Source organism: Ruegeria sp. BI11, from assembly GCF_056538005.1.
In genome coordinates this window covers 1-16,061 of sequence record NZ_JBQFSM010000014.1, presented here as the reverse complement: position 1 = coordinate 16,061, position 16,061 = coordinate 1, and the positions used below count along the sequence as shown (strand labels likewise).

Sequence of the window (16,061 nt, the reverse complement as noted above, 5' to 3'; positions counted from 1 at the left end):
GGGTTTTACCCCTTCCAGATCCGCTTATAGGCCGCGATCAAGGCGGGCACTTGGTGGGGCCAGGCCATTTCAGCCTCAACCCGGGCGCGACCATAACGGCCCATGGTGGCGCGGCGTTCCTGATCGGCCAGCAACGCGGTGATCTTGTCCGCCATGTCCACCGGATCGTTGGCGCGCGCGTAAAGAGACGCCTCTTGCGCTGAATACCGACCTTCGGTCACGTCGAACTGAACGATCGGTTTTTCAAACGCCATGTATTCGAGGATCTTGTTCATGGTGGATTTGTCGTTCATCTCGTTCACCCTGTCCGGGTTCACGCAGACATCTGCGGTCGACAGCACCTCGAACAGGTCATGATCCGGCGCGCGGCCGGTGAAGGTGACGTAATCTGACAAGCCCATATCGGCGGACTGTTCCCGCAGCTTGTCCAGGCTGGGGCCACCGCCCACAAGGCAGAACTGGATATCGTTGCGCCCCTGGACCTGCACCAGATGCGCCACCGACTCCAGCAGCAGGTCGATGCCTTCCTGATCGCCCATCACGCCGACATAGCCCACCATATACTGTCGGCCGTTGCGCCAGTCGGGGTTCGGCGGCAGGTGTTGCAGGCGGCTAAGGTCCGGGCCCGAACGGACGACGAATACATCCTCGGGCGCCATGCCGCCGCGTTCGATGGCGATCTTGCGATAGCTCTCATTGGTGGCAATCGACACCCGGGCCGAGGCGAAGGTCAGCCGTTCGAACGTCTTCATCAGCTTCCAGAAGAAGCCGCGCTTGTTGAACTTGGCCTCATAGAGCTCGGGGTTGATGTCGTGGTGATCGAACAGATAGCGCACGCCAAACAGCTTGAACGGCAGCGCCACCAGAAAGATCAGATCGGGCGGGTTGCAGCCATGGATGACGTGGAAACCACGGGTGAACTTGATCTTCAGCGCCAGCCAGCTTTCCCAGAACAGTGCCGCGCCATACTCCAGCAGATATCCCAGCGCCCCGCTGGCATCCAAAGGCAGAGGGTGGCGATAGACCTTGATCCCCTCGTCTTCCCACACGCGTTCCCCATGGCCTTTGCCGGTGGGGCAGATGACCGACACCAGCGCGCCGGCGGCAGCCAGCGTGCGCGCCTCCATCCAGACGCGGCGGTCGAAGGGCACTGGCAGGTTTTCAACAACGATCAGAACTTTCAGCCCCTTCAGGGGTTGGGTCTGGCGCAGTTCCTCGAACGAGATCGGTTGAACGGCAGGCGGCGGGCTAGTCATATTCATAGGTCCGCACCACCTCTGTATCGCCAAGGTTCAGATCACGCACGATCCGGTTCGATCCGATCACCAGATCCCACGGTCCGGCCTCGGCCGTAGCCCGGCTCACCAGCAGGTTGCCCACATTGGGCAAATGGGTAAATGCATAGCCCAGGTTCTGGCCCCGCAGGTCGGCGGGTTCGATAGCCGGATCATAGACCGACAGTTGATAGCCTGCGTCCAGCAACCGCCGGGCAATATCGACATTGGGGCTTTCGCGCAGATCATCGGTTCCGGCCTTGAAGGCCAGCCCCGCCATCAGCACCCTGCCCCCCTCGGGCAGCCGGTCCATGATGTCCTGCGCCTGATATGTCTTGTGCGCCTGATTGGTCTGCAACAGGCTGTCGATCAGATGCGTATGTGCCCCGACCTCACTGGCGATATGCTGCAGCGCGCGGACATCCTTGGGCAGGCAGGACCCCCCGAACGCGCCCCCGGGACGCGTGTAGTAGGGCGAGATGTTGAGCTTGGTGTCCGAGACAAAGATCTCATGCATGGTTTTCGCCGACACCCCCATCCGGTGGCAGATGCGGCCGATCTCATTGGCGAATGCCACCTTGGTTGCGTGCCAGGTGTTGTCGACGAATTTGGTGATCTCGGCCTCTTCAAAGGCGGTATAGAACACCGGGGCATCCAGGTTTTCGTGCAGCGCATCCATCACGTCAGAACGGTTTCCATCCGCTGTTCCGACAACGATCTTGGGTGGGTTGAAGTAATCATCCACCGCCGACACTTCGCGCAGGAATTCCGGGTTGTAGATGATTTCAACGGCCTGTGCCGTCTGATCCCCCAGTGAGTTCCGGAAGATCGGCTCGATCAGTTGACGCACCGTACCGGGCCGGAAGGTCGACCGATACGCCACCGTCAACGGCCGCACCCGATCAGGCGATACGGTCTCGGCAATCTGGCGCGTCACTTCGGCCACAAAATCCATGTTATGCGAGCCATCGGTCGAGCTGGGCGTGCCGACACAGACAATGGCCAGATCCACATCGGACAGGTCCGGTATTTCCGCCACCGCGTGTATCAGGTTCTTGCCGAGAGCCTCGGTCAGCAGCTCGGCTACTTTGGGTTCCTTGATCGGAGGTTGCCCGACAGTGATTTCCGCGACCTTGTCGGCATTCACATCAATGCCGACCACCTCATGCCCTTCGCGAGCCAGACAGCATGCCGCCGTGAAGCCCACGTACCCCAATCCGAAAATCGCAATCTTCATTTCGTCCAGTCGCTCTAAAACCTAATACTTACTACTCTAACCATATTGGCTCACATTCGGTGCTCTGTATGGCTATCGCCCTTGCATGATTGAGATCCAATTTGTGAAAATTACGGAAAATTCCCCTTGGAGTACGAGGCACCCTTCTGACACAAAACAAAGATATACTTTAACATGCTGAGCAACTTTCTGACACGAAACAAAAAAATATACGTTCCTGGCTGGAAAAGCGTTCTGAAACTTGACTAACAGTCACCCGATCAGATTTCCAGATTTGAGATCACACAGGTTTGGGCGCTAATTTAAAGTTAGGAAAGGTGGAAACATTCCAATGTCAAACGGCTTATTGTACCAAAAATGGAAAGACGGCGCAGGTGCCACAGCCCTCTGATCCTAATCCGAACACCCAAGAGGCATCCAATCGCAGCACCACCCTGACCAAGGGTGCGGCAACATTGTTTGTGTCCGGGGCGTTCAGCCAAGTTCTGGGCATTCTGACGTTGGTTGTGACGGCGCGTCTGCTGACACCTACCGACTTTGGGATCATTGCCTATTTCATTATCGGCGCAGCATTTCTGGAAATCATTCAGCGCGCCATATCCATGGTGCTGATACGCCAGCCGGAAATAACCGACGATCATCTGAATACGGTCTTTACGATGCAATTGCTGCTTGGGATTTCCGCGGCGGTTCTCATCTGGATCACCGCCCCTCTGGTGGGATTCTTCGGCCTGTCGGAACTGACCTCGCTTGTTCCGGCCCTGTGTTTCATTGCCATCATAAGCGCGCTCAGAAGCACCCGCTTTCCCTTGTTGGAAAGAAATCTCCGCTTTGGTTTTCTCGCGGCCGAAGAAGCCATCAGCAGATTCGTATATACGGCACTGGCGGTTGGCTTGGCCTGGTTCTGGCGCGACTTCTGGGCCATCGTCGTGGCCAGCATCGCAACCCAGATCGTTCGAGTGACCTGGTCCTTTGTCGTCGCCCCGATGTGGCCCCGGCTGACTCTTAAATGCTGGCATGATTGCATCGATGTTTCGTCATGGTCTCTGGGAGCCCAGATTACACAGTTCCTGACCGTAAACATGCCTCAGATAATCATCGGTTTCTCACTGGGTCTGGCGGATGCGGGGATTTTCCGGGTGGGCTATCGCCTTGTAAATCTGTTCACCAACCAAATCATCGGCCCACTAGAGCGGGTGATCTATCCCGGGCTGGCCAGCGTTTCGAGAACCCAGGGCACCGACAAGCAGGCCTTTGAACAGGCCAATGCCGTTCTGTTGGGGATCGTCATTCCGTCAAGTGTAGGTCTGGCCTTGGTCGCGAACCATCTGATAGTGGTTGTCGCCGGTTACGAATGGCTGGCCGCATCACAAGTCATATGGGTTCTTGCACCGCTGAAAGCCATTGAAACGCTGCAGGCCAATGTCCGATCCGCAAGCTATGTTCAGGGGGACACAAAACGCCTGTTCCTGCGCAATAGCATCCTGCTGGTTGTCACGACCATGTTCATGTTGCTGGGCTCTAATCATGGCTTTCTGGGGGCCATATTCGGGGCGGGTGCAGGCAGCCTGTTTGCGATTGGTCTGGCGCTGGTCATGGCCAGAGATTTTGGCAGCGAAAGCTTTCTGGCTCCGATCCTCATCGCCTGGCGGACGTTCGCTGCGACCTTTGTCATGCTGATTGCCGTTTTGTTCGTCAGCAGCGCTTATGGCAGCGGCGACGCAGTGGGCTGGGCTTATAACACGGCAGAGGACTTACCGCTGCTGCGCATCCGGTTTGGAGTCAAGGTTCTGGTCGGCGTGGTTGCCTATGTCGGAACGCACTTACTGCTCTGGCAGTTGTCCGGCAGGCCCAAGGGGTTTGAAAGCCTTGCACTGGATATGGCCGCCAAAATCAAATCCAGATTTATCGCGGCGCACTAAGGCGCTGCCCCACACCTTGCCCCTTTCGAGGCAGGGTTTTTTTCCTGCAGGTTAGGTGGCAAGCGCCTCTTTCAGTTCGACCACGATATGATCGACATGCACCCCTGAAAAATACTGGTGCAACGGCAATGCCAAAGCGCTGTTCTTGATCGCCATCGCCTCATCCTGGCCTGTCCAGTCCAGATTGCGATTGAAGCCTGCCCACCAGGGCGTCGCACCGATCCCCCGATCCTGCAACCGCTGTACAACCCGGTCCCGGTTCTCAACAATGATCGGCATGTTGAGCGGGCAGGTCTCAGGGGTAAGCTCCGGCAGCAGCATGCGTATTCCTGACATGCCAGCCAGCAGATCCCGATAGCGGTCCCAATTCGCCCGCCTGATCGAAATCGCCTCGGAGACGGAAAAGGCCTGCAACGGGCGCGATGCAAAGAAACTCATGCGGGTATTCCGAAGGGCTGGATCGAAATAGTAATGCCATGGAATGTCTTCGAGTTGATCCTCAGTAGAATTGGCGACCGTTTCCGCCGGATCGCGCCCACGCAATGCTTGCTTCAATCCTTTCATGCGCTGTTGACCCAGCACATTTGCCAGCCCTGCGCGCGCCAACGTCTTCAGGACCTTTTTCTGCGGTGGCGATTGTGAAAACGGATGCGCAGTTGTCAGGTCTGGTGCATTGATGACCAGCGCACCGCCTTCGAGGACGGGAACGAACTTGTAGAAGCAAAACACCGACACATCGCCAATACGACCTTCTGCCGGGGACGCGCCGCTTAACAGGCTCAGCGCGCAATCCTCGATCAGGCGCAACCCGTGTTGGTCGCACAGCGCACGCAGCTCTGCCAAAGCCGGTTGGATCACGCCAAAATAGTGGATCACATAAATGGCCCGCGTTCGCTCTGTAATCAGCGGTGCAATACGTGCGGGATCGGCAATCAGGTCTTCAGAAACCGGGTACAACCGGACCGAGAGGCCCGCATCGATCAGCGGATCCGCCTCGGAGCCGCAATTATAAGCGGGCACCAGAACCTCATCCCCGGGCTGCAATTCCAGAAGATCGCAGGCCGCCCGGATCGCCACACGGGTATTGAAGCTCCAGAAAACCGAGCGGCCCTTGAACAGGGCCGTATACCCGCCCGCAGGATCGCGACGAAACAGATTGGACATCTTCATCGAAGGGTCAGCACAATCAGGCGCGGTTTTATGTGGGTTGGCACTCATATCAACTCGTACGTTTCAGTAACTCCGCCAGACTCTGCGGCGGGTAAACCGGTTCTCATCGCAATGCCCGACTGGTTGGAAACCCATTCTCAGAATATTGCGCCGGGACGGCAAATTGTAATCCCGGCAGTTGGTCAAAAAGCCTTCAACCCCCTCGGACATCCTGTTCGCGACAATCGCGCGCCAAAGCTGACCCTGCAAATTCCGGCCCCGGTATTGCGGCAGGACATAGACATGCCAGAACAACTCTTCCCGGTTGCTGAGCGGTACGAAAAAATCGCGGCTATGCGCAGCGTCCCGAACCCAGGCCAGCGCCTGAACATGGCCTGCGTCTTCCAACAGCCAGAGCCGCCATCCAGCCTCCAGCCACGCGACCGCACCCCAGTCATGCGAAGCATCGGAAGCTTTCAGAAAATCCAGATCTTCCTCAAGCAAGTCATCCGCCGAGATGACTTCCCGCACCTGTATCGCGTCACACCCGGCCCGGGGGTTTTGGTCAAACCCATCCCCATCCAACCGAAAAACCAGATGTCGCTTGCGCACGAAACTGTCCATCAGGGCCAGCCAGACCTGTCGGGCAAAGACCGTTGGCCCACGTTTCGCGGCCCCCCGGATCAACTGCACCTTGCCCTTTTTCGCCAACGTCATGTTCTGTTTTTCCAAGCGTTCCTGCAGGTATCCGGGCTCAGCCCGAAACCGCCCGTTTGACCTTTTTCAACTGCCCCCGGATCAGCCCCCGCGCATTCCCTGTCAGATAGATATAACGGTTCACAACCTTCTCTCGCGCGGAAATGCGCCGAACAACACGCGGGCTGAATTCCGATTTGTACTTGTGAATATTGAACTTCTTTTCGCCCGGAACCGGTGCGTGATACCCTTCAACATCCAGAATGGTGCATCCCTTTTCCTTAGCCCAGATCATCGCCTCCAGCCACAAGGCCGGAGCGATGCGCAGGTTGCCGGCAGCCCGCAGATTGTCAGGTTCGGTGGTGAAATGCCGCCCATGCACGACATCTTTGCTGCGATAGACCAACAGGCCTGCCAAAAAGACCTCCTGTTGCCAGGCCATCAGTACAGTTCCCAGATCGCCGGGGCGCAGTACATCCTCGAACGCTGTCTCATAGGCGGGGACATCCAGTTCTGGCAGTCCGCGCTGAACACGCATCCGGTTCATGCTTTCTATGAAATTGCGAAATTCGTCGGGCGTCTCTGCCGCGCGGATCGAAACGCCCTGCCGCTCGGCGCGCCGAACCTCGCGTCGCGCGCTTTTGGAGAATTCCTTCATGATCTCTTCGGGCGTTCCGGATATATCCACCCACCCGGTTTGGCGAAACCGGTCTTCTTCAGCGATGCGCCACCCCTTGCGACCCAGAACCGCATCAAGCGTTTCCGCATCCTCTTCGGTCCAGAACGGAGTGACGTTCAGACTGCCGACCCGGGCCAGCTCGGGGCGTGCGCACAGCATATCCAGAAATGCCGCCATTTCAGGTGCCCCATCACAAACCGGGCCACTCAGACAATGGGCACGGGACCAGGCACCAGACAAGAACGGGTGCGGCTCCAACGAAATCAGGGCGACACCTACAAGCGCACCATTACGGCTTGCTGAGGCATAAATCACCTTGCGTCCGAGTCTTTGTTCCGAATTTGCAAACAATGGAGATTGCCGGGGGTGCTGACGGTTGGCCGCATTCAGGAACGTCACCCACTCATCATGCCGTTCTGTGGTCAGGGCTTCAGCGCATTCAATCTCAACGCTATCTTGCCCCTCAGGGTGCTGCATTGCCAAACTAATACCTCAATGCACTGATATATTTACTTTGAATTTCACAGCCACTTTTAAACAACAGCCATCGTTTGATCATGTTCAGTGTATTCACAGATCGGAACAATGGCTAAACAATTTGAAGATGTGAGTGGTTAAAGAGAACAGGGTTTCATGAATTCATCGTCGCCCAGCCCGCATATCGAATGCGCTGTTTCCATCGTCATCGTGAACTGGAACACCCGGGATATCCTGCGTGACTGCCTGATCTCTGTTGCGCGCGAAACCCGACAGCCGCATGAGGTCATCGTTGTCGACAACGCCTCAAGCGATGGTTCCGCGGATCTGATCCGTGATGAGTTTCCCGATGTCCACCTGATCGCAAACGACGCGAACCGGGGATTTGCCGCCGCCAACAATCAGGGGCTGGAGATCGCGCGGGGCGACAACCTGCTGCTGCTCAATCCCGACACCATCATTCTGAACGGTGCCATCGACACCATGTTGGGCTGGCTGGGGCAGCACCCCGACGTGGGCTGTGTCGGGTGTCAGGTTCTGGAAGATGAGAACACCATACAGCGCACCTGTTTCGCCGATCCCGGGCCGGGCAATCTGGCGTTGATCGAATTCGGGCTGCACCGTTTGTCACCGCATAATCGGTTTCTGAGCCACGCTGAATACGGAGATTGGGACCGACAATCAGAGCGCAAAGTGGATGTGGTCTCGGGCATGTTCATGCTGGTGCCCCGTCATGTCTTTGACGCCGTGGGCCTGCTGGATGAGGCCTTCTTTGTCTATTCCGAAGAGGCCGATTGGTGCCGTCGCATCCGGGACGCCGGTTGGAGCTGTGTCTTTGCGCCCAAAGCGCAAATTCTGCATCTTGAAGGCGGCGGGAAAAGCACCGCTCAGATCCGGTCACGCATGTTCGTCCAGATGCAGAAAAGCAAGATGATCTATCTGCGCAAGCATTACGGCCTCTGGGGCGTTTTCTGGGGCCGGGTGATCTTTGTCGGGTCTTCCATCCTGCGGTTTGTCATGTCAGCTGCAAACCAGCGGGACGAGGCCACCGCACGGCGGCGTCTGGCCCGGGCCTCGCTTCGGTATCACCTGACCAGCCAGGAGCCGACAGAGTGAGGGATATAGGCACCCAGCTGATATTCAAATGGGTCGACGGTGCAGAGCCCCTTGAGGGTATGGCCGCTGAATGGGGGGATCTGGCTGAACGGGCAGGTGCGGATATTTATGCCACACCGGTCTGGGTTCTGACCTGGTGGGCGCATTTTGGGCACGGCAGGACACTTAGAACCCTTGTCGCGCGCGACAGCGAAGACCAACTGGTCGCCCTGCTGCCCTTCATGATCCATTCAGCTTGGGTCGGTCCGATCAGGATACGTATCGCCAAGCTGGCCGCAACAGACCCTAATACGGTGGGTCTTCAGCTTGCAGCCGAAAAGCACGTGCTCGAACAAAGTCTGGCAGAGGCTTTGACCGGCCTTCTGGGGGATGACCGCGCGCATCTGGTCAGCTTCAGCCCTGCGTCCGAGCGTGGTACCATACTCGCCGCCGTTCGCAACGCTCTGACCCCAGACAGTACCGCGTCGGCGCTGATCCTGACGGATACACCGTCCGGCACACACACGGTTTTCGAACTGCCCGATACGTTTGACGGATACCTTGCAAACCTGTCCAAGAAACGACGCAACCAATATCGGCGGGACCTGAAACACCTGCAAAAGGATCACGAGTTGACGTCGCGGCTAACCCACCCCGGCAGCAGCGCGTTCGAAGACTTCGTTGGCTTTCACAACCAACAATGGCAAGAGATCGGAAAAGGTGGCCATTTCGTGGACTGGCCTGGCAGCGCGGCGTTCTACAGCGATCTGGCAGAGGCAACTTTGCAGAGCCGTGAGACCTGGTTCGTCGAACAGCACGGTCCGCAAGGCCCTTTGGCCACCCAATTCTGCCTGGTCACGGGGCAGGTCTGCCAATGGCGGCTGCCGGCCAGATCAACCGATCCGGAACTGGAGCGCCTCAGCCTGGGCAAGATCGGCCTGATCCAGATGATCGAGCAGCTGATCAACGCAGGCGTGACACGGATCGAGGCTGGGATCGGCGCATACGGTTATAAGCTGGTTTATGGCGGTGAACCCGTACCCACCCATCGCCTGATCGTCTCACGACGCTCGGCGTGGTCGTCTTTCCGGCTTAAGATCTGTCTCGGCTGGGCCCGCTTTCTGCACCTGACCTATTACAGGCTCTGGTTCGGCCGCACCGCCCCGCGCCTGCGATCGGTGATCCCGCTGGCGCACAAACCTTTGTGGTCCACCTGGATCAGAACAAGGATATGAGTCCGGCATGATCACCGAACAGCTGTCCATACAGATTCTGACCGAAAGTGAATGGCCCGCACTCAGTGCGTCCTTCCGGGATCTGACCTATGAACAGAGTCTGACTTATGCGCGCGCCGCAGCGAAACGGATCGGGGCAGAGCCGCGTTTTATCATGCTTGCGACCCCAGCCGGGCACCCCATCGCCGCCGTGTGTCTGCGCATCAAACAGGTCCCCGGTCTTCGGCGCGGCATCGCATGGGCCGCTGCCGGGCCGCTGGTACGACACCGTGACCAACCCGATCCCACCCCTGACACACTGCGCGCCATTCTGGCTGCGCTGCGCGCATATGCCCAAAGCACCAGACATATTCTGCGCCTGCGGTTTCCGGCGACACCCTGGCATGATGCTCCAAGCCTTGATCAACTCGCCGCCGATGAAGGCTTTTATCCCACAGATCGCTCACCGCCTTACCGGACCATCACAGTGAACTGTGAGCAGGACGAAGACACGCTGATGCGCGCCCTACACGGAAAATGGCGCAACCCCCTGCGCAATGCGCTGAAAGCCGGCCTGGATCTGGACATCTTGCCGATTGCGCAAGCCGCCGACCGGTTTCACCCTCTTTACAGTCAGGTTCAGGAGGCCAAGGGCTTTTACCCGGATATCCCTCCGGAGTTTTATTACGCTCTGCAGGGTCCGGATTTTTCCCACGAGATCCTGTTCGCCTGCAAAAACGGAACTGATATCGCGGCAATGACGCTGGGACGGGCAGGAACCTGCGCCGTCTATCTTTTTGGCGCCACACTGGATGCCGGACGACGGCTGAATGCCGGCCATTACCTGATGTGGCAGTCTATACTGCATTGCCGGGAACAGGGCGTGAAAGACTTTGATTTGGGCGGAATAGACCCTGACACTAACCCCTCGGTCACACGTTACAAGCAGCGCACCGGTGGTACAGAGTTGCAAGCGGCCGGACCGTACGAATTCCGCCCCCCGGGTGCGATATCAACCCTGATCCGCGCCGCTGAATCAGCTCATACCCACCTGAAGAAGGCGCGTCAGTGACACATTCAATAGGCATAAACTTTCACGGTGTCGGAACACCTGAATATCCGCTGGATCCCGGCGAAGCCGACTATTGGCTGTCGATCGATCAGTTCGAATATGTCCTCGATCAAATTGCCGCTGCCCCCGATCCAAATGCCTTCACCATCACGTTCGATGACGGCAATCCTTCTGATCATGACGTCGCCCTGCCCGCACTAATCGCCCGAGGTCTCAAGGCTCGCTTCTTCGTTCTTACCGGGCGGATTGGGCATGCGCGGTCTTTGGATAAAGGGCAACTACGCGCCATGCGGGATGCGGGCATGATGATTGGCAGCCACGGGATCGACCACGTTGTCTGGCCCGAATTGGATGATGCCGCGCTGACCGAAGAATTGCGCACGTCACGCGCGCAACTAGAGCAGATCTGCGGCGCCCGGATCACCGAGGCGGGAATTCCTTTTGGTCGCTACGATGTTCGGGTGCTGCAAGCCCTGCGCGATTCTGGCTATGCAACAGCATGGTCCAGCGACGGCGGCGTTTACCGTCAGAATACCTTTTTACGACCCCGAACATCGCTGCGTGGTGACATGACCCGAGATGAGATGCAGGTGATCCTGGCAGGCCGGATGCCCCCCTTGCGCCGTCTGCGGCGCGCCATTGGCATGATGCGGCGGCGCTGGACAGTCACCGGGTGACCGATCGGGTCGTACGCGCCAGCGGCAGTTCACCCGGCGTCGCATCCGGAAAGCGCGTATAGCGGATTTTCTTGGCACTCTCGGCAGATTGAGTCATCTCGCCATCCTGATCCGACTGATCCTCTGCATCAAGAAACCAGACCCCTGCCCCCAGAAAAAACATCAGGAAACAGAACGTGGCGTCCCACAAGTGCACCGTGACGGCAGACATGATCAGACCAAACAATGAAATTAGATATCCCAGTCGGGCATCCGCTGTCGGCCCACTCAACGGCATGCTCCCAATCCGGAAGAACAGGATGGCCAAGGTACCAACTAGCAGGAACAGCCCCGGGAAGCCGTACCGCAGGGCGATCACAAGCCAGAAATTGTCCACGCTGTTTAGTGCCCACATCCAACTGGGGCGGGTCCATTCACTTAGACCAATGCCGAAAATCGGATTTTGCAGCACATCGTCAGATGCAAAGTTGAAAATATGGATGCGCATCCAGGCTGTTCCTGGCGACAACGTGAAATGCGTCGCAAAAACCTGAAACATGGTTCGGTTAGAGAAGATCTCACCAATGAAATACAGCACGGCAAAACCGATGATCAGAATTTTCCACTTGTTTTTGAGGAAATAAAGGCATCGGTCCCAAGCCATCAGCGCCATTTGTATAATGACATTCAGGAAGGCGCCCGACGAAATCGAAAAGAAAACTGCCCCCCCGACAATAGAAGTAAGACCGGCCCTGGAAGAAAGCGATTTATTCCACCCCAGCACATACCAAGTCAGCGCAAAGGCCGGCGCGCAGAATATCCCGAACAGGATCGGATGAGGCATCGTTGTCTGAGCTCGCATGAAGCCCAACCGCGGTTCGAACTTCCACCCCTGCCAAGAATATACGTTTAACACTTTTCCGAAAATCTCCAGCAGCGGGGCCTTTCCCGTACTAGCCTCAAACATGGCAAACGGCAGAAGGATCAAGACAAGCACAAAGAAGCACTTCACGAAATGCCTGAAAGCCCCAAGATTCCGTACATATGTCCGAGCTATGAAATATGGGACCAGAGTTTCAATAATAAGCATCCCGATGAATTCCCAAGTACTCGCGATACCATGGTTCACGACAAGCGAAAGCGCAGACCAAAACGCGAAACCGATGACTAGAAAATCGATCCCTCTGATCTTTCCTGCCCGACCGCTGAGCCAACCAAAAACCGCCGGGAACATAAAGAGAAGCAGGACCACCCGATGTCCATTGAGCTTCATCCCGCCCAAGAAAAAGAAGAATGGCATTGCAAAGGAAAATATCAAAAGCATCACCACAAGCGGCTTTGTCACCTCGGTTCTGGCTTTTGTTGATAAAAGCGTGGCCATCTAAACCCTTGCTCTCTTATGAATGACGCTTCCTGAAGCGCATAATCCAAAGGTCTGCCGAAGAGCTGGCCAGACCTTCTGGCCTACCGGGGCCAATGCCTCAGTTTCCCCAGTCATGCCTTACCTGCGCGAGGGGTAATTTTTTGCCAATGTCGAGCCAGCCTGCAACTGATCGACCAAACCGCCCTGACGCACGCCGTATTCATTGTATCCATTTCGCCGACCAACCGCATAATAGATGAACTCGTTATCGTAGTAGCCGCCTTTCGACGGGCTTTGGTTCTGAATGATTGCGTTATTGAGTACCGCCCAGTTACGCTGACCTTCGTATCCGATGATCGGCGCTGTCGCATTCTGTTCGATCACCACGGATGTCGAATCCGCTGAGATGTTGATGGTCGGGGCCGAATGCCCCCCCGGAACACTGATCAGCGTATTTTTTCGAATTGATATATTGTCCGAGCCATGGATCGAGATGCCATGGATATGGCCATTGTAGATCATGTTGTTTTCGACCAGCACATTCCGGTGCCGCATTTGGCGGTTGCCCAGGTCCTGACCGTCACCACCAGCCCAGATCGTCTGGGCAAAACCGCCGCTGCCCATATCAAAAACATTATCGCGAATGGTGATGTTGGAACTGCCGCTTTTATTCGCGCGCTGAATCTGGATCATGTCGCGGTGGTCGCTGGAACCGGCCGCATTGCCAAAGTTGTGAATATAGTTCCGCTCGACCCGGATGTTGTCGACGTTATCGAAGGCCAGACCGTCAGACCGGATCGAATGAATGTGGCTGCCGATAACACTCACACCATTTGAATTGACCGTCAGGATGGCTTTCCACCACTCTCTGAATTCGGTGTTGATGATGTCAATGTCGGCGGTATTGATCAGCAACAGGCCACGCCCGGTGCCATCGCCGTCGCCAAGTGTGCCCGTGCCTCTGGCGCGATCCCCGATGAAGGCCGAGTTTGAAATCTTGATATCGTTACTGTTCTGAATGACGAAGTAAGCGATATGTTCCGGCTCACCGCGCTTGAACGTGTAGTCAAAATAAATGCCGTCCAGATGAAGATTGCTGGCCCCGTCAAGAACCACACGGTTAAAGCACGCGGGATTGCCGGGATCAGCCGACCGGATCACCACCGGCGACCGAAACGACTTACCCAGTTTCAGGGCACCATAATTGCCCGGAGCAAGCAAATAGATCTCACCGCCCCGCGCATTCTGCAGCGCCGCCGCAAGACCATTTGCGTCTGCTATTGTCTGTCCTTTGGTCGACGCAGCCATGCGCGGCTTGAAATCCCGGCCCGCACAAGAGGTCCCGGCAGTCACCGCAGTACCCAACATCAACACAACCGCCCCTGCCAGAGCCAAAAGACTTGATCCAGGCATAATACACCTTTCCGATCTGCGCCTGCCTCAAAGTCTAGGCCAGCGATTTCAAACTGTCTATTGCGACCTGCCCCCGAAAACTCACACTCCCGGCACCACAATTGGCGATAAATCTCCCCCTGGACCTGCGGTTCATTTCGGGAACTCAGCAAGTTTACCCTAGGTAATCGGGCAATTCATTGCCGACACCTAGCAGAGATACGCGAGGACGCGCCGGAAAAACGGTTTTTTTATGGCGATTGTTGCGACACCGAAATCAATTATGGGAACAGTCAAATACCGCTAAGGGATGAGGAACAATTCCCGGTATTGAGTATCGAGTTCACTCGGAAATGAAGGCAATTGGGGCAAAACTGTCTCAATACAGGCAACAGTTTCCAGCATAGCCACATTTAGGCCCATTTGTCGCCCTTGTGCGATTGTTCCCTCTGTCCTGGGTGCGCGGAATCCCGTGCGCTGCCACTCACAGCGCCCATGAAACAGAAGGTGGAAGATGTCTACGACAATCACAGTAACCTCTGCGGCGGAGCTAAATCAGGCTTTGTCACAGGCCACAGGTGGGGAAACGATACTGCTTGCAGCAGGCGACTACGGTAGCCTGAACCTGCGCGGTGAACAGTTCGCATCAAATGTGACAATCCAATCCGCAGATCCAAATGCAATGGCAAGCTTCTCTGCGGTCAACATCAACCAGTCGTCGAACATCACGTTCGATAGCGTCTTGTTTGACTACAACGCCAGCTCAGGCGATCCGGAATATCTAAGCGTTTTCGGCGTCTACAACAGCACGGACATCACGTTCAACAATTCGGTCTTCCAAGGCGATATCTCCGGCGGCACCGGCACCGGAACCGGTTTGACCGTCCGCGACTCGAGCAACGTTGACATCACCAACTCCGAATTCAAACACTTCTGGAAGGCCGTCATCACCGCAAATACTGACGGCATCGATGTCATCGGCAACGATATCCACTCGATCCGCTCCGACGGTCTGGTCTTTGACAACGTCGACAATATCCGGGTTGAACAGAACCACATTCACGACTTCGGTGGCCTGGCCGGTTCCGGCGATCACCGCGACATGATCCAGATCCAGCGTGCCAACGGCAGCGGCAGTGACAATATCATCATCCGCGACAACGTCTTCGATATGGGGCAAGGGGACTTCACCCAAACCATCTGGGCTGGCGGTGACGGTGCCAACATCAGCGACCCGAGTGTCATACACCACAATGTACTGATCGAAGGCAACACGATCTACAACGGCCACCTGCACGGCATTTCGCTTTATGGCGTGGATGGGCTGACAGTCCGGAGCAACACCGTCCTGCACGTGGATGAAAAGACACTGTCAGGCAGCGTCGAAGTGCCGGTCATCAACATCTCGGAAGACTCGCAGAACGTAACGATCGAGCAGAACATTACGTCGAATATCCTGGGCTACACCGGCCAAAGCGACTGGACCGTCGTCAATAACGCGTTGATCCAGCCCAGCGAATACGCCCAGCACTTCACCTTTGCAGCGACCGCTGACGCAGATGGGTATAACAACTATGTCGTAAAGGCAGGCAGCTTGGCGGATACGCTTGGCTCCGGCTCCACTCTTGTTAACACTGGCGGACTTTCGTCCCCGAGCACCCCCGATACCACTCAGCGGGAAGAAGACACAGGCTCCACTCAACCCGACACCGGTTCCACTCAGCCCGACACAGGCTCCACTCAACCCGACACAGGCTCCACTCAACCCGACACAGGCTCCACTCAGCCGGATACCGGCGCGAACACCCCTGACGCCGGTGAAGCCGACGAGGGCG

At 56.7% G+C, this 16,061-nt stretch carries 13 protein-coding genes; 6 read left to right on the top strand and 7 right to left on the bottom strand.

All coding sequences use genetic code 11. The features are described 5' to 3' along the window. Nucleotides 1–5: 5 nt before the first annotated feature. Entirely contained in the window at nucleotides 6–1,256 is a 1,251-nt protein-coding gene (locus ACR0DT_RS21515; RefSeq protein WP_480712727.1) for a glycosyltransferase family 4 protein, read from the bottom strand. Next, nucleotides 1,249–2,511 (bottom strand): nucleotide sugar dehydrogenase, encoded by a 1,263-nt coding sequence (locus ACR0DT_RS21510; protein ID WP_480712726.1) that lies wholly within the window; start codon nucleotides 2,509–2,511, stop codon nucleotides 1,249–1,251. Before ACR0DT_RS21510 ends, ACR0DT_RS21515 begins: the two co-directional genes overlap by 8 nt. Nucleotides 2,512–2,885: 374 nt before the next feature. On the opposite strand from ACR0DT_RS21510, the gene ACR0DT_RS21505 reads away from it, so the two are divergent. Next, complete coding sequence (locus ACR0DT_RS21505) at nucleotides 2,886–4,433, top strand: oligosaccharide flippase family protein (protein ID WP_480712725.1); 1,548 nt, start codon at nucleotides 2,886–2,888, stop codon at nucleotides 4,431–4,433. Nucleotides 4,434–4,484: 51 nt separating this feature from the next. On the opposite strand, the gene ACR0DT_RS21500 is transcribed toward ACR0DT_RS21505, so the two are convergent. From ACR0DT_RS21500 to ACR0DT_RS21490, 3 genes are read right to left on the bottom strand one after another with little or no spacing between them, the layout of a single operon-like run. Next, complete coding sequence (locus tag ACR0DT_RS21500; RefSeq protein WP_480712724.1) at nucleotides 4,485–5,651, bottom strand: DegT/DnrJ/EryC1/StrS family aminotransferase; 1,167 nt, start codon at nucleotides 5,649–5,651, stop codon at nucleotides 4,485–4,487. Nucleotides 5,652–5,666: 15 nt separating this feature from the next. Next, nucleotides 5,667–6,299 carry a hypothetical protein gene (locus ACR0DT_RS21495; protein WP_480712723.1) on the bottom strand — a complete coding sequence of 211 codons (633 nt, stop codon included), beginning with the start codon at nucleotides 6,297–6,299 and terminating at the stop codon, nucleotides 5,667–5,669. 37 nt (nucleotides 6,300–6,336) lie between these two features. Continuing rightward, the gene (locus ACR0DT_RS21490; RefSeq protein ID WP_480712722.1) at nucleotides 6,337–7,434 is read right to left on the bottom strand and encodes a GNAT family N-acetyltransferase; all 1,098 of its coding nucleotides are present in this window, start codon (nucleotides 7,432–7,434) and stop codon (nucleotides 6,337–6,339) included. A gap of 156 nt (nucleotides 7,435–7,590) precedes the next feature. Here ACR0DT_RS21490 and ACR0DT_RS21485 point away from each other — a divergent pair, with 156 nt between their 5' ends. Genes ACR0DT_RS21485 through ACR0DT_RS21470 form a run of 4 tightly spaced genes read left to right on the top strand, consistent with a single transcriptional unit; the run spans nucleotide 7,591 to nucleotide 11,492 of the window. Next, on the top strand, nucleotides 7,591–8,550 hold the full coding sequence (locus tag ACR0DT_RS21485; protein ID WP_480712721.1) for a glycosyltransferase family 2 protein: 960 nt from the start codon (nucleotides 7,591–7,593) through the stop codon (nucleotides 8,548–8,550). After that, on the top strand, nucleotides 8,547–9,764 hold the full coding sequence (locus tag ACR0DT_RS21480; protein WP_480712720.1) for a GNAT family N-acetyltransferase: 1,218 nt from the start codon (nucleotides 8,547–8,549) through the stop codon (nucleotides 9,762–9,764). Before ACR0DT_RS21485 ends, ACR0DT_RS21480 begins: the two co-directional genes overlap by 4 nt. A 7-nt stretch (nucleotides 9,765–9,771) precedes the next feature. Continuing rightward, nucleotides 9,772–10,815 (top strand): lipid II:glycine glycyltransferase FemX, encoded by a 1,044-nt coding sequence (locus ACR0DT_RS21475; protein WP_480712719.1) that lies wholly within the window; start codon nucleotides 9,772–9,774, stop codon nucleotides 10,813–10,815. Further along, nucleotides 10,812–11,492, top strand: a complete 681-nt coding sequence (locus ACR0DT_RS21470; protein WP_480712718.1) for a polysaccharide deacetylase family protein — start codon at nucleotides 10,812–10,814, stop codon at nucleotides 11,490–11,492. Before ACR0DT_RS21475 ends, ACR0DT_RS21470 begins: the two co-directional genes overlap by 4 nt. Here the strand turns inward: ACR0DT_RS21470 and ACR0DT_RS21465 are convergent. Continuing rightward, a complete protein-coding gene (locus ACR0DT_RS21465; protein ID WP_480712717.1) occupies nucleotides 11,482–12,852 on the bottom strand; it encodes an O-antigen ligase family protein in 1,371 nt (456 codons plus the stop codon). The genes ACR0DT_RS21470 and ACR0DT_RS21465 overlap by 11 nt on opposite strands. A 120-nt stretch (nucleotides 12,853–12,972) precedes the next feature. Beyond that, nucleotides 12,973–14,247: a hypothetical protein gene (locus tag ACR0DT_RS21460; protein WP_480712716.1), complete on the bottom strand. Its 1,275-nt coding sequence runs from the start codon at nucleotides 14,245–14,247 to the stop codon at nucleotides 12,973–12,975. Nucleotides 14,248–14,740: 493 nt separating this feature from the next. Here ACR0DT_RS21460 and ACR0DT_RS21455 point away from each other — a divergent pair. Next, nucleotides 14,741–16,061, top strand: a 1,321-nt coding sequence (locus tag ACR0DT_RS21455; RefSeq protein ID WP_480712715.1) for a right-handed parallel beta-helix repeat-containing protein, incomplete at its 3' end; no start/stop codon positions are given.

Excerpts from the sequence above, each read along its gene's own strand:
- ACR0DT_RS21510 (WP_480712726.1), bottom strand. The coding sequence starts at position 2,511 with ATGAAGATTGCGATTTTCGGATTGGGGTACGTGGGCTTCACGGCGGCA.
- ACR0DT_RS21485 (WP_480712721.1), top strand. The coding sequence starts at position 7,591 with ATGAATTCATCGTCGCCCAGCCCGCATATCGAATGCGCTGTTTCCATC.
- ACR0DT_RS21465 (WP_480712717.1), bottom strand. The coding sequence starts at position 12,852 with ATGGCCACGCTTTTATCAACAAAAGCCAGAACCGAGGTGACAAAGCCG.
- ACR0DT_RS21500 (WP_480712724.1), bottom strand. The coding sequence starts at position 5,651 with ATGAGTGCCAACCCACATAAAACCGCGCCTGATTGTGCTGACCCTTCG.
- ACR0DT_RS21475 (WP_480712719.1), top strand. The coding sequence starts at position 9,772 with ATGATCACCGAACAGCTGTCCATACAGATTCTGACCGAAAGTGAATGG.
- ACR0DT_RS21515 (WP_480712727.1), bottom strand. The coding sequence starts at position 1,256 with ATGACTAGCCCGCCGCCTGCCGTTCAACCGATCTCGTTCGAGGAACTG.
- ACR0DT_RS21490 (WP_480712722.1), bottom strand. The coding sequence starts at position 7,434 with ATGCAGCACCCTGAGGGGCAAGATAGCGTTGAGATTGAATGCGCTGAA.
- ACR0DT_RS21460 (WP_480712716.1), bottom strand. The coding sequence starts at position 14,247 with ATGCCTGGATCAAGTCTTTTGGCTCTGGCAGGGGCGGTTGTGTTGATG.
- ACR0DT_RS21495 (WP_480712723.1), bottom strand. The coding sequence starts at position 6,299 with ATGACGTTGGCGAAAAAGGGCAAGGTGCAGTTGATCCGGGGGGCCGCG.